This is a genomic window from Paractinoplanes durhamensis (assembly GCF_016862175.1).
Lineage (GTDB): Bacteria > Actinomycetota > Actinomycetes > Mycobacteriales > Micromonosporaceae > Actinoplanes > Actinoplanes durhamensis.
Genome location: NZ_BOML01000012.1, coordinates 150,740 through 163,691, shown reverse-complemented (window position 1 = coordinate 163,691; position 12,952 = coordinate 150,740). Strand labels below are relative to the sequence as shown.

Sequence of the window (12,952 nt, the reverse complement as noted above, 5' to 3'; positions counted from 1 at the left end):
TTCCTCCACCCACTGGCCGCAGTCCTCGCAGGGGTCGCGCGTTCAGCCAGGTCCAGTGGGAGGGGGTCGGCGGGGCGGCAGCGGACCGATCGCACCGTCGGTGGGGCAGGGGGTCGTGACGGCGCCAGTAGACAACGGCTCGGCGGGGGCAGCCAGTCCCCGGTGACTCGGAACGAAGGCGCAGGTGACCACCCGCTGACCCACCGCCCGTGCCCGGGAGCACGGAGAGCACCCGAGGCGCGGCCATCACGGCCGCGCCTTCTCCGTTCCCGCAGTTCCGCGTGGGGGTGCGGCCCGGTAGCCTTCCGCGGGTGGAAATGACGCTGCAGCCACCGGCCGCGCCCCAGGTCAGCGCACCCGGCGACGGCCCCGCACCGCTGCGGCTGAAACTCGCCCTGCCCCTCGCGCTGCTCGCCGGGGTGGCGCTGCTGCTGGCCCTGCCGCCCTACGACCTGTGGTGGCTGTCCCCGGCCGGGGTCGCGCTGCTCGGCGTGGCCACCCACCGGCGCCGCCTGCGGGCCGGTTTCGGCCTCGGCTTCCTGGCCGGCGTCGTGCTGTTCTTCCCCCTGCTCAACTGGACGAGTTTCGCCGCCGGCTGGGCACCCTGGGCGCTGCTGTCGCTGGCCGAGGCGGTCTACGTGGGGCTGACCGGGCTGGCCACCGCCTGGCTGTCACCGATGCTCGACCGCCGCCGCTACCTGTGGCCGCCGCTGCTCGGCCTGCTCTGGGTCACCCAGGAGGCGCTGCGCGACCGGGCCCCGTTCGGCGGCTTCCCCTGGGGGCGGCTCGCCTTCAGCCAGGGCGACGCCCCCAGCCTGCGCCTCGCCGCGTACGGCGGCGCGCCGCTCGTCACGTTCGCCGTGGCCGCCGCCGGTGGCTGCCTGGCTGCTCTCCTATGGCAGCGGCCGTCCCGGCGCGGCCTCGGCTATCTGGCGGCCCTCGCCGCCCTCGCCGTGGCGCCCGCCGCCCTCCCGCTCGCCGGTCAGGGCGGCACCACCAAGGTCGTCGCGATCGTGCAGGGCAACGTGCCGCGCCTCGGCCTCGACTTCAACGCCCAGCGCCGCGCCGTCCTCGACAACCACGCCAAAGCCACCCTGCAATTGGCGGCCGAGGTCAAGGCGGGCACCCAGAAGCAGCCCGACCTGGTGATCTGGCCGGAGAACTCCAGCGACATCGACCCGCTGCTCAACCAGGACGCCGCCCAGGTGATCGCCGGCGCCGCCGACGCGATCGGCGCGCCCATCCTGGTCGGCGCGGTCCTGCGCACCGACAACCCGGCCGACATCAAGAACGCCGGCATCCTGTGGAACCCGGCCACCGGCCCCGACCTCGACCAGACCTACATCAAGCAGCACCCGGTGCCGTTCGCCGAGTACATGCCGATGCGCTCGGTCGCCCGGCTCGTCAGCGACAAGGTCGACCTGGTCCGCAACATGCTCGCCGGCGACCACACCGGCATCATCCGCACCGCCGGGCTCACCCTCGGCGACGTGATCTGCTTCGAGGTCGCCTACGACGGCATCGTCCGCGACACCGTCACCGGCGGCGCGCAGATCCTCGCCGTGCAGACCAACAACGCCACCTTCAACGCCGCCGAGGCCCGCCAGCAGCTCGCCATGGTGCGGCTGCGCGCCGTCGAGCACGGCCGGGAATCACTGATGGCGTCGACGGTCGGAGTTTCCGCATTTGTCGGCACCGACGGTGCCGTGCACGACGAGAGCGGCTTCAATGAAGCATCGGTCATGGTGCGCGACATGCACCTGGACGGGTCGCGTACGCTAGCGACTCGCTTGGGCGTATGGCCCGAGATCGCGGCCGTCGCATTGACGGCGGTGGCCCTGGCCGGGGCATTTCTGCTGCGGCGCAACCGGCGCACCAGCGGAAACAACGGGGAAGAGAAGGCGGAGGCACGGTGAGCGAGGCGGAAGGCTACCCGGGAGTTGGACGGGTCCTCGTGGTCATCCCGACGTACAACGAGGCGGACAACATCCGCAAGATCACCGGCCGGGTGCGCAGCGCCGTGCCGTCGATCGACATCCTCGTGACGGACGACAACTCACCCGACGGCACCGGCACCATCGCCGACGAGCTCGCGGTGGCCGACGACCACATCTTCGTGCTGCACCGGCAGGGCAAGGAAGGCCTCGGCGCCGCCTACAAGGCCGGCTTCGCCTGGGCCAAGAACAAGGGGTACGACGCGGTCGTCGAGATGGACGCGGACGGCTCGCACGCCCCCGAGGAGCTGACCAAGCTGCTCGACGCGCTGCGCGACACCGACGCCGTCCTCGGCACCCGCTACATCCCCGGCGGCAGTGTGCACAACTGGCCGATGCACCGGCTGCTGCTCTCCCGCGGCGGCAACATCTACATCCGGATGGCCCTGGGCATGCCGTTCCGGGACGCCACCGGCGGCTACCGCGCCTACCGGATGCCGGTGCTCGACGCGATCAACGTCGACACCATCGCCTCCACCGGCTATTCGTTCCAGGTCGAGCTGGCCTGGCGCAGCTACAAGAACGGCTTCCGGATGGCTGAGGTGCCCATCACGTTCACCGAGCGCGAACACGGCGTCAGCAAGATGAGCGGCAACATTTTCAAGGAACAGCTGCTCAGGGTCACCATCTGGGGTCTGCAGTCGCGCCGGGCCGCATTGATGAACCGCCTCGGCCGCACGCCGAAGCAGGGTTCCACCTGGCCGTGAGCGGGCACCGGCGTGTCATGCTGGATCGAGAAGGCATGACCCCCGGAGGACAGCATGCAACGTCGAGGAATAGCCCTGCTGCCGTTGGGGCTCGCCGTGCTCGCGATCGCCGAGATCGCCGTTTTCATCAGCGTCGTGCACCTGATCGGCGGCGCCTGGACCCTGCTGGCTCTCGCGGTCGGTGAGATCGCCGGCATGCTGCTGCTGCGCCGCGAGGGCATCAAGGGGTGGCGGGCCTTCCGGGCCGCCGCCGCCGAGGGCCGGCCGCCGGGCGCGCAGGTTGCCAACTCGCTCGCCGGGCTCGCCGGTGCGCTGCTGCTGGCCATCCCCGGTTTCATCACCTCGGTCGCCGGTCTGCTCCTGCTGATCGGCCGGCCGGTCGCGCGGAAGACGATCGAGCGGTACACCGAGCGCCGGGTCGGCGCCGCCGTCGCCGGTGACCTGTTCGGGCCGCGCCGGGTGAAGGTCCGCCGCGGTGAGCCGGTCGTGGTCGTCGAGCACGACGACACCCCCGTGCACGCCCCGTCGGTGCCGGCCGCCGCCATCGAGGGCGAGGTCGTGGAGGGCGAAGTCATCCGCTGAGGCCTCCCGGGGCGAGGGCACGGAAATGCACGAAGGCCGACCCGGAGCGGGTCGGCCTTCGCTGTCGGTGCTTCGTGATCAACGGCCCCGTCGGGTGCGAACCTCCTGGAGCCGCTCGTTGAGGATGTCCTCGAGTTCCGAGATCGACCGGCGCTCCAGGAGCATGTCCCAGTGGGTGCGCGGCGGCTTCGCCTTCTTCTGCTCGGGCTCGCTGCCGTCCACCAGACGGGCGACGCTGCCGTCGAACTTGCACTCCCAGGTGGTGGGCACCTCGGCGTCGACGGCGAACGGCACCTCGAACTGGTGACCCTTGACGCACAGGTACTCTCGGGTCTGCCGGGGCGCCAGCTCGGTGTTGCGGTCGGACTCGTAGCTGACTGCGCCAAGACGGCTGCCGCGCAGCATGCGTTCGCCCATGATTGGCTTTCCCCTCGCTCGTGGTGCTGCTCTCGTTGGTGTAACGAAAGGGACGGCCGCGGGATTCCACGGTCGCCGAGGCTATGGCCCACCGTTGTGACGGTGGTGTTAACGCTACGAGCGTAACCGGCATCGGCCCTTACCGGGCATCGGCCGCCCCCGACGAAGTGGACCTTGGTCCACTTTACGGTGTTATGCGTGTTCTGCAGGTGGTGCGATGTCGGTCACTCGTTGGGTTAACCGGGCAATCCGTCGCCCTGTTTCGCTTCCTGCCCGGAGCTATTCGTCCGGCGTTTGCCGGAACTGAGCGGAGTGCAGCCCGGAGATTGTCCACCTTGGTGGTGCGGAAGCGCTGCCCCGCAGTGAGAATAAGCACTCATCCGGCGGCGGGGGCCGTCTCGGGCGTGCCGGCGCGGGTCGGCTGGGCCGGTGCCGGGCGGGTGCCCAGCGATGCCAGGGCCGACGCCAGATCGCTCACCTGGGTGGAGAGCTGGGCGGCGCGGGTCTGGGCGGTTTCCGCCTCGGCGCGGGCAGCGGCGAGGCGGCGTTCCAGGTCGGCGACGTCCTGCCCGGCGCGGTCGGCGGTGCGCTGCAGGTCGTCGCGGGCCCGGGTGGCGGCGTCGCGTTCGGCGGCGGCCGCCGCCAGGTCCTGCCGGACCTGCGCGATCTCCACCTCGGCCCGGGTGTGTGCGGTGGCGGCTTCCTGGCGTACGGCGGTGAGCTGCTCGGTGAGATCCCGTTGCGCCGCCTTCAGGTCGTCGGACACCTGGCGCAACTCGTCGGCGCGGGCGGTGGCGTTCTGCGCCTCCCGCACCGACCCGGCCAGGTCCCGTTCGATGCTGTCCCGTTCGCGGCGCACGTCCTGCAACTCCCCGCGCACCGTGGCCAGTTCGTCGCGGGCCGACTCCCGGGCGGCGGCCAGCTCCTCGCGGGCGGTGTCGCGCTCGGCGGCCAACTCGGTGCGGGCCGTGTCGCGCTCGGCCTCGGCCCGCTCCCGCAGGGCGGCCGCGGCGGTGGCCTCGCGGCGGGCCTCGTCGCGCAGGGCGGTGGCCTCCTCGGCGGCCTGCACGGCGGCGGTGGCCCGGCGCTCGGCCTCCTCGGCGCGCTGGGCGGACTCGTCGCGTTCGGCGGCGGCGGCCGCGGTCAGCTGCTGGGCGGTGGCGACCGCACCGTCGGCCCGTTCGGCGTCGCGGCGGGCGTCGTCGCGTTCGGTGTGGGCGGCGGCGATCTGCCCGGACGTCTCGGCGCGCAGCTCGGCCAGCTGGCGTTCCACTCCGGCGGGGGAGAGCTCGGAGTGCAGCGCGTCGGTGAGGGTCTCGACGAGCGTGTCGAGCCGGTCGACCACCTCCCAGGTGCGGGCCACCTGCCCGGCCAGGCCGGGCGAGGAGCGGTGCCGCATCCGGGTGTTGCGGGAGGCGCGCTGGCACTCGCCGTCGTTGTCCCGGCAGTACCGGAACGGCCGTCCGGCCGAGGACCGCTGCGGGACGGGGCGTCCACAGTGGGCGCAGGGACGGTTCTCCAGGGTGGCGTCGTTGTCGCTCATCGCCTGCTCACCCTAGGGGCGCCGACCGCCCGAGCCACGCCACCACACCGGCACAAATTTCCCCCGGCGGTATCATCCTAGGACGCTCTACGCGACGTGCGCTACGCCACTCGGGCACGCTCGAACCCAACAAACCAAAAAGGAATCAACGACCAGCCACCTTTTGATTTCCGGGCGGCCGTGCTTTCGGGGACGGCGTCGTCGGGGTGGGGGTCGGGCGAGCGGCTAGTCGGTCGCCGGCTCGACCGGCGGAGCCTCGCCGCGGGCGCGCTCTCGAATGACTCGGTCGCCGGCTCGACCGGCGGAGCCTCGCCACCGGCGGGCTCTCGAATGACGGGGTGCGCGCGGTGACGTCGTATTCGGACGCCCGCGGGCGTGACGACCTCGACGGCTGACGTCCTGCTGCGCGACGATCCGCGCTTCGTGATGCTGCCCGAGCCTGGGCACCGCGATCTGGACGGTTGAGGGCGCGGTGCCCAGGGTGGGGCTCTGTCCGTGGGGCTACGAGGACCGGCGGTGTGTCGCCGCGGCGGTCGACCGCGTGCTTATCGTCTTGTCTCGTAGCGGGTCAGCAGGATGCCGCCGGGGAAGGTCCGGGTCTCGACCAGGCTCAGCTTCACCCAGCTGTCCAGTGCGGTGAAGAACGGCGTGCCTGCGCCGACCAGGACCGGGTGGGTGACCAGGACGTACTCGTCGATCAGGCCGGCCCTCATGGCGGCCGCGGCGAGTGTTGCGCCGACGACGTCCATCGGGCCGGCGTTCTCGGTCTTGAGGCGGGTGATCTCGGCGACCGGGTCGCCGCTGACGAGGCGGGTGTTCCAGTCGACCTTGTCGATCGTGGAGGAGAACACGACCTTCGGCATGTCGCGCCAGCGGCGGGCGTAGTCGATCTCGGCCTTGGTGGCGCCGGGCCGCTGGTCGGCGGTCGGCCAGTGGGAGCTCATCGCCTCCCACAGCTTGCGGCCGTAGAGCGCCGTCGCCGTCGCGGCCACCCGGTCGGACCACCACTGGAAGAGCTCGTCGTTCGCCGATTCGTCCGGTCCGTCGCCTCCGCTCCAGCCGAGGTCGTCGCCGGGTGCGGCGATGTAGCCGTCCAGGGTCACATTCATGCCGAAGGTCAGTTTCCGCATCCTGCCAGCCTCTCGTAAGTCGATCTCATCCGTACAGACCGGCGCGGCGTGGAAATCTCATCGGTGCGCGATCTGCGTCCGCAGTCTCTTCGGGTGCCGCTGGCCCTGGCCGTGCCGCACGGTGACCGCGGCCGGTGTAGCGGGGTCCTGGTGCCGCTCGGATGCGAAAAGCCGGTTTCGGCCTGAGGTGGGTCGTTACCAGGCGATCGGGGACTGGGTCAGGGCTTCGTCGGCCCATCGGGCTGCTACGGCCAGGACGGGGGCGCGGCCGGTGAAGGTGGCTTCGAGGTCGCGGGTGTCGTAGGCGGCTTTGCCGGGGCGGGGGGTTTCGGCTCGCATCAGCATCACGGGGGCCAGCCAGAAGTATTTGGCGGCCCCGGTGGTCTTGATGGCGTGGGTGACCAGGGCCGGGTCGAGGGCGCCGGCCATGCCGTCGGCGTAGGCGGTGGTGACGGTGGTGAGGACCTCGTCGAGGTGGGTGAGGTCGATGAGGCCGTCGAAGAAGGTGTCGAGGGCGAGGTTGGCGGCGTCCTCGCCGATGGCGCCGGGGCCGGGGAAGGACCAGTCGAGCAGGGCGGGGCCGTGGTCGGTGTGGATGACGTTCATCGGCCAGACGTCGTGGTGGCAGAGGGTGCGGGGGAGTTGGTCGGCGAGGGCGAGCAGGTCGTGGCGGTGGGTCCAGAGGCGGTGCAGGGCTTGGCGGAGGGCGGGTGGCCAGGTGGCGACGGCGACCGGGTGGTCGAAGTCGGGGTCGGTGGTGTGGGGCTGGGCGAGGGTGTAGTCGCGTAGCCAGTCGCGGGGGAACCAGGGGGCGGCGGGTGGGTTGCCGAGGTGGGTGGCCTGGGCGGTGCCGAGGCGGTGGGCGAGGTCGGCGAGCTGGGTGGGGGTGCTGTGCCGGCCGGGGGTGCCGTGGACGTCTTCGAGCCACATGGCGATGTGGTCGCCGTGGTCGTCGAGGGCGTGCAGGCGTGGGGCGCTGATGGTCGGGAAGGCGGTGGTGGGGAGGGCGGCGGCGTAGGCCTCGGGTTCGCGGCGCCAGTAGTTGAAGTGGCCGGGGTCGGTGCTGGCGGCGAGGTGCGGGGCGGCGCCGTCGCGGTGGGCGGTGGCGATTTTGAGGATGGCGGTGTCGTGGTCGCGGTGGATGCGCCAGACGCCGCCGGTGACTTCGTTGGCTTTGCTGTGGGTGAGTTCGTCGGCGGTCCAGCCGGGTTGCAGGAGGTGTTCGATCCCCGTTGTCACGGGGCTGATCTTACCTCTGGACAAATTTATTTGTCGGTGGGAGGGTGGGGCCATGCACGACGTCGCAGTGATCGAGGACCCGGCCGCCGCCGAGGTCAGTCTCGACCCCATCCGCAGCCGGCTGCTGGCCGAGCTGGCGGTGCCGGGGTCGGCCACGATGCTGGCCGGCAAGGTCGGCCTGCCCCGGCAGAAGGTCAACTACCATCTGCGGACGCTCGAGCAGCACGGGCTGATCGAGCTGGTCGAGGAGCGCCGTAAGGGCAACGTGACGGAGCGGCTGATGCAGGCGACGGCCGCGTCGTATGTGATCTCCCCGGCGGCGATGGCGGCGGTGGCGCCCGATCCGGGTCGGGCGCCGGACCGGTTGTCGGCGCGCTGGCTCCTCGCCCTGGCGGGGCGGCTGGTCCGGGATGTCGGGTCGTTGATCACCGGGGCGGGGCAGGCGAAGCAGCGGGTCGCGACGTATGCGATGGACGGGGAGGTCCGGTTCGCGTCGCCGGCCGACCGGGCGGCGTTCGCCGAGGAGCTGACCGCGTCGGTGACGCAGCTGCTGGCGAAATACCACAGCGCGGACGGCCGTAAGCATCGACTGGTGGTGGCGGTGCACCCGGCCACCGATTCTCTTTCGGAGCGTTCGGATGGGTAAGGAATTCGAGTCCCGGCACGAGGCGGTCGTCGAGGCCACCCCGGAGCAGGTGTGGGCGGCGATCGCGACCGGGCCGGGGATCACCTCGTGGTTCGTGGGGCGCACCGAGGTCGACGGGGATGTGGTGCGCACCGATTTCGGCGACGGGTGGATCCCGGCGGGCACGGTGACCAGCCGGGACGAGCCGCGGCATTTCGCGTTCGGGGGTGCGCCGGCGGCGGACGGGCGGTTCGTGGCGAACGAGTTCCTGATCGAGGGCCGGGACCGGTCGGCGACGGTGCTGCGGGTGGTCAACAGCGGGTTCCTGCCGGGGGATGACTGGGCCGGCGAGTTCGAGGCGATGCAGTGGGGCAACGCGATGTTCTTCGCGACCCTGGTGGAGTATTTGCGGTTCTTCCCGGGGCGGGCGGCGACGCCGGTGACCGTGTTCGGGCCGCCGGTCGCGGACTGGCCGGCCGCGTGGGCCGCGCTGTACAAGAAGCTCGGCGTCGGACCGTCGCCGCGGATCGGTGACCCGGCGGCGGGCGGTGAGGTGTTCTTCGTGAATGCGCACACGCTGGGGGTGCGTACATCAATCGGCTTCTATCGGTTTTTGCGGGGTTTCCATGGGGCGATGGTCGTCAGCCATGAGTTGTTCGGCGACGATCCGACCGATTGGGCCGCGTTTCTCCGTGAAGGGACCTGAATCATGCCTTCCGTGACCTCTGCCGACGGCACCGTGATCGCTTACGAGACGGTCGGGTCGGGCCCGGCGTTGATCTTCGTCGACGGCGCCATGTGTTATCGCGACAGCGGGCCGTCCCGGGGGATCGCGGCGGCGCTGGCCGACAGTTTCACCGTGTACCTGTATGACCGTCGGGGGCGTGGCGGGAGCGGTGACACGCTGCCGTGGTCGGTGGAGTGGGAGATCGAGGATGTCGCGGCGGTGCTGGCCGCCGCGGGTGGAGAGGCGCCGGTGCTCGGGGTGTCGTCGGGGGCGGTGCTGGCCGCGGATGCCGCGAACCGGTTGCCGGGGATCACCCGGGTTGTTCTCTATGAGCCGCCGTTCATCGTCGACGGCACCCGGGAGCCGCGGGAGGCGACGTTCACCGCGGACACCGAGGCGTTGCTGGCGCGCGGTGACCGGGCGGGTGCGGTGAAGAAGTTCATGAAGCATGTGGGGGTGCCCGGGTTCGTGGTGGCGGTGATGCCGTTGATGCCGCCGTGGCGGAAGATCACGGCGGTGGCGCACACGCTGCCGTACGACCTGCGGATCCTCGGGGACACCGGGCGCGGGAAACCCCTGGATGCGGCGCGGTGGGCGGGGGTGACGGTGCCGGCGCTGGTGATGGACGGCGGGAAGAGCCCGGCGTACATGCGCAACGGGACGCGGGCGTGGAGCGAGGCGCTGGCGAAGGGCGACTACCGCACCTTGCCGGGGCAGACGCACATCGTGAAGCCGGCGGTGCTGGCGCCGGCGGTGACGGAGTTCCTGGCGGTGCCTCGCTAGCATCCGGGCGGTGACGACGACACCTTCGGCGCGCGCCGAGCAGCAGTATGCGAGCTCCACCGGCAATCTGACCGCGCGGATGGCGTTGCACTCCTACGGCACGAACCCGCAGACGTGGTTCTCGTGGCTGGCCGGGCGGCTGTCACCGGCCGGCCGGGTCCTGGAGGTGGGGGCCGGCACGGGGGAGTTGTGGCGGCATCTCGATCACGGCGGCGTGGATCTGACCCTGGTGGATTCCTCGCCGGCGATGTGCGACCGGCTGGCGGGTGTCGCGGGGGCGTCGGTGCACCGGTGCGACGCGGGGGCGTTGCCGTTCGCGGACGGCAGTTTCGACATGGTGATCGCCAACCACATGCTCTACCACGTCGACGACCCGGCGGCGGTGCTGCGGGAGTTCGCCCGGGTCTCGCGGCCCGGCGGCCGCCTCGCGGTGGCCACGAACGGCGGCGGGCACATGCGGGAGATCACCGAGTTGGGTACGCGGATCGGCCGCCCCGACATCATGCTGGGCCGCTCGGTCAGCGACTTCACCGCGGAGAGCGGCCCCGGCCTGGTCGCCGCGGCGTTCCAGGATGTGCGGGTGGAGGAGTTCCCGGGGGATCTGGCGGTGCCGGACGCCGGGCCGGTCCTGGCCTACCTGGGCAGCATGGCCCTGTCCCCGCTGAGCGATGGGGAGCTGGCGGCGGCGCGGGCGATCGTCGAGGAGCGGATCGCCGCGGACGGTGTCTTCCGGGTCCGGAAGCACACGGTGCTGATCACCGCGGCGGCCGGGCGCGGGTGAGGCGACCGGCCGCTGTCTCGTGCGTCAGACGGTGACGGCCTCGCGGGCCGCCTGCTCCCGCACGGGGCGGGTGGCCAGGGCGGCGAAGCCGAGGCCGAGGGCCGACCACATGACGGCCTGGGTGCCGAGCGACGCGATCCGGAAGTTCCACAGCAGGGTCGCCGGGAACGTGTCGGGCACCTCGTCGATGGCCGGCAGCAGCAGGTAGCCGACGGCGACGACGATCAGGAAACCGGCCGCGGCGGCGAGGGCCTGACGCCACTCGGCCGGCTGGGTGCGGGCGGCGATCACCCCGGCCCACACGGCGACCAGGCCGATCACGACGATCGCCAGGTAGCTGATGGTGCGCTGGTTGATCGTGTCCGGGTTGCCGACCGCGGGCGGGTTGGGCGGATATTTCAGGTACGGCACGAGGACGATGCCGAGCAGGGCCGCCCCGGCCAGGCCGAGAGCGGCGCGGGTGTCGCTGGTGGTGCGCAGCCGGCGGCGCAGGACGGTGTAGGCGGTGGCGAGCAGGCCACCCATCGCCGCCCCGTACAGGCCGGTGGCCAGGAACAGGCCGCCCTTCTGCCCGTCGCGGCCGACGAGTTCCTCGTCGTGGTGGCCGTCGGCGGCCGCACCGGCGGCGTGCGCGTTGGCCTCCTCGATGGCGATGGCCGCGTCGACCTTGGGTTCTCCCACGGTGTAGGCGAACACACCCGCCAGCAGGCCGGCGATCAGGCCGGCGAGCAGGCCCCGGAGCAGCAGGGCGCCGTAGGTCGGCGCTTTTCCGGTGGCGCTCAGTGACACGGGACACCGAGGAGGTGCCGGCCGTCGTGCATGAGCTCGTGAAGGTACATCCCGCTGCGGGACACCGCACCCTGGTCGAACGCGACCAGGTAGCTGATCAGCAGCATCAGGGCGACCACGGTGAGCGCGGTGAGCAGCAGTCGCCGGGAGATCGCGGGGGTGCTGATCGGGCGGACCGTCTGGGTGTGTGGCATGGCTCGAGAAACCTCCTTGCGGGATGACGCGTCCCGTTGTGCAGGCTGCGGCGCGCGAGCGTCCTGACTCACGGGAAAACGTTCCCGTTCACAGTGGCGCGACCGCACCGGACTTTCACCGGTTTCCCTCACGACGCCGCAGATTGGTGCCCACAACCTAACCGGGGGTCGTGGGCGGGCACAACCGGGTGTCGCACCCCCTCGGTACCATCCACCGGAATCGTTGGAACGGGGGACAGTGGTGCGCAGGGGAGCTTGGGCGGCGGGTGCGGGCGTGGTGGTGCTGCTGGTGCTGCCGGCACCGGCGGCGTGGGCCGCGAACGTGTGTGACACGGCACCGAAGGCGGCGGAGGTCTTCAAGGGCACCCCCCTCGAAGACCTGGTCTACGGGCCGAAGCGGATCGCTGAGTTCGCCACCGGTCAAGGGGTGCGGGTCGCGGTCATCGACTCCGGAGTGGACGCCGGGCATCCACAGCTCAGGGGCCACGTCGACGACGGCAAGGATTTCCTGCACAAGGACACCGACTCGAAGCAGGACTGCGTCGGGCACGGCACCGGGGTGGCCAGCGTGATCGCCGCGCAGCCGGTCGGCGAGACCGGATTCCAGGGCCTCGCCCCCGGGGTGACGATCGTGCCGGTGCGGATCAGCGAGCAGCAGGAGATCGACGGCAAGGCGGTCGGGGACCGTGGTTCGCCGGCGCAGTTCGCGCAGGCCATCAACTGGGCGGTCGACGAGGGCCGCGCCCAGGTGATCAATCTCTCGCTGGTGATGACCGACCCGAACGACCAGGTCGCGGCGGCCGTCAAACGCGCCCACGACAAAGGGGTGGTGGTGGTCGCCGCGGTCGGCAACCACGCCAAGGAGGGCAACCCGACGCCCTATCCGGCCGACGACGACGGCGTCATCGGGGTCGGCGCGGTCGACTCGTCCGGGGAGCTGGCCGATTTCTCCCAGCACGGCGACTACGTCGACCTGGTCGCCTACGGCAAACCGGTGACGGTCGCGGCCCGCGGTCAGGGCCACGAGAACCAGCAGGGCACCAGTTTCTCCGCGCCGTTCGTGTCGGCGACCGCGGCGCTGCTGCTGCAGAAGTTCCCCGGGCTGAGCCCCGATCAGGTGCTGCGGCGCATGCAGGCGACCGCCGACCCGGCGCCGGGCGGGTCCCGCAGCGACGAGTACGGTGCCGGGCTGCTCAACCCGTACCGTGCGCTGACCGAAACCCTCGGGCCGGGCGTGCACGAGTCGGTGGCTCCGGTGGTGATGAGCCCGAACGACCCGGCCGCCGAGGCCCTCGCCGCCCGGCGGGCGAAGGCGCAGGACGCGGCGTTGCTGTTCGCCGGGATCGGCGGCGGCCTGGTGCTGCTGATCGGCATCGCCGCCGTCATCATCCGCCAGGGCCGCCGCCGCGGCTGGCGCCCGGCCGGACCGGACGCCCCCTGA

The 12,952-nt window shown here is 71.7% G+C and carries 14 protein-coding genes and 1 riboswitch; of the genes, 8 read left to right on the top strand and 6 right to left on the bottom strand.

Annotation, left to right across the window (positions count from 1 at the left end; genetic code table 11):
- Positions 1-317 precede the first annotated feature (317 nt).
- From lnt to Adu01nite_RS06595, 3 genes are read left to right on the top strand one after another with little or no spacing between them, the layout of a single operon-like run.
- Positions 318-1,916 (top strand): apolipoprotein N-acyltransferase, encoded by a 1,599-nt coding sequence (gene lnt, locus Adu01nite_RS06605; RefSeq protein ID WP_203725659.1) that lies wholly within the window; start codon positions 318-320, stop codon positions 1,914-1,916.
- On the top strand, positions 1,913-2,701 hold the full coding sequence (locus Adu01nite_RS06600; protein ID WP_239132180.1) for a polyprenol monophosphomannose synthase: 789 nt from the start codon (positions 1,913-1,915) through the stop codon (positions 2,699-2,701). The genes lnt and Adu01nite_RS06600 overlap by 4 nt, the downstream gene beginning before the upstream one ends.
- A gap of 54 nt (positions 2,702-2,755) precedes the next feature.
- The gene (locus Adu01nite_RS06595; RefSeq protein WP_203725615.1) at positions 2,756-3,283 is read left to right on the top strand and encodes an FxsA family protein; all 528 of its coding nucleotides are present in this window, start codon (positions 2,756-2,758) and stop codon (positions 3,281-3,283) included.
- A 78-nt stretch (positions 3,284-3,361) separates the two neighbouring features.
- Here Adu01nite_RS06595 and Adu01nite_RS06590 read toward each other — a convergent pair whose 3' ends face one another.
- The 4 genes from Adu01nite_RS06590 to Adu01nite_RS06575 form a co-directional block, all read right to left on the bottom strand.
- Positions 3,362-3,700 carry an RNA polymerase-binding protein RbpA gene (locus Adu01nite_RS06590; protein ID WP_020517072.1) on the bottom strand — a complete coding sequence of 113 codons (339 nt, stop codon included), beginning with the start codon at positions 3,698-3,700 and terminating at the stop codon, positions 3,362-3,364.
- A gap of 376 nt (positions 3,701-4,076) precedes the next feature.
- Positions 4,077-5,243, bottom strand: coding sequence for a coiled-coil domain-containing protein (locus tag Adu01nite_RS06585; RefSeq protein WP_203725614.1), 1,167 nt, complete (start codon positions 5,241-5,243; stop codon positions 4,077-4,079).
- A 545-nt stretch (positions 5,244-5,788) separates the two neighbouring features.
- The gene (locus Adu01nite_RS06580; protein ID WP_203725613.1) at positions 5,789-6,373 is read right to left on the bottom strand and encodes a dihydrofolate reductase family protein; all 585 of its coding nucleotides are present in this window, start codon (positions 6,371-6,373) and stop codon (positions 5,789-5,791) included.
- A 195-nt stretch (positions 6,374-6,568) separates the two neighbouring features.
- The gene (locus tag Adu01nite_RS06575) at positions 6,569-7,612 is read right to left on the bottom strand and encodes a phosphotransferase (RefSeq protein ID WP_275414620.1); all 1,044 of its coding nucleotides are present in this window, start codon (positions 7,610-7,612) and stop codon (positions 6,569-6,571) included.
- Between the two features lie 52 nt (positions 7,613-7,664).
- Between Adu01nite_RS06575 and Adu01nite_RS06570 the strand changes: the two genes are divergently transcribed.
- The 4 genes from Adu01nite_RS06570 to Adu01nite_RS06555 are packed head-to-tail and all read left to right on the top strand — an operon-like array spanning position 7,665 to position 10,528.
- A complete protein-coding gene (locus Adu01nite_RS06570; RefSeq protein ID WP_203725612.1) occupies positions 7,665-8,258 on the top strand; it encodes an ArsR/SmtB family transcription factor in 594 nt (197 codons plus the stop codon).
- Positions 8,251-8,943 (top strand): SRPBCC family protein, encoded by a 693-nt coding sequence (locus tag Adu01nite_RS06565; protein ID WP_203725611.1) that lies wholly within the window; start codon positions 8,251-8,253, stop codon positions 8,941-8,943. Before Adu01nite_RS06570 ends, Adu01nite_RS06565 begins: the two co-directional genes overlap by 8 nt.
- A gap of 3 nt (positions 8,944-8,946) precedes the next feature.
- On the top strand, positions 8,947-9,747 hold the full coding sequence (locus Adu01nite_RS06560; RefSeq protein ID WP_203725610.1) for an alpha/beta fold hydrolase: 801 nt from the start codon (positions 8,947-8,949) through the stop codon (positions 9,745-9,747).
- Positions 9,748-9,757: 10 nt separating this feature from the next.
- On the top strand, positions 9,758-10,528 hold the full coding sequence (locus tag Adu01nite_RS06555) for a class I SAM-dependent methyltransferase (RefSeq protein WP_239132179.1): 771 nt from the start codon (positions 9,758-9,760) through the stop codon (positions 10,526-10,528).
- A 24-nt stretch (positions 10,529-10,552) separates the two neighbouring features.
- Here the strand turns inward: Adu01nite_RS06555 and Adu01nite_RS06550 are convergent, their stop codons facing one another.
- Entirely contained in the window at positions 10,553-11,317 is a 765-nt protein-coding gene (locus Adu01nite_RS06550; protein ID WP_239132178.1) for a CbtA family protein, read from the bottom strand.
- Positions 11,308-11,511: a CbtB domain-containing protein gene (locus tag Adu01nite_RS06545; RefSeq protein ID WP_203725609.1), complete on the bottom strand. Its 204-nt coding sequence runs from the start codon at positions 11,509-11,511 to the stop codon at positions 11,308-11,310. The genes Adu01nite_RS06550 and Adu01nite_RS06545 overlap by 10 nt, the downstream gene beginning before the upstream one ends.
- Positions 11,512-11,519: 8 nt before the next feature.
- Positions 11,520-11,666, bottom strand: a riboswitch (adenosylcobalamin (AdoCbl) riboswitch).
- 86 nt (positions 11,667-11,752) lie between these two features.
- Here Adu01nite_RS06545 and mycP point away from each other — a divergent pair.
- Complete coding sequence (gene mycP / locus Adu01nite_RS06540; RefSeq protein WP_203725608.1) at positions 11,753-12,952, top strand: type VII secretion-associated serine protease mycosin; 1,200 nt, start codon at positions 11,753-11,755, stop codon at positions 12,950-12,952.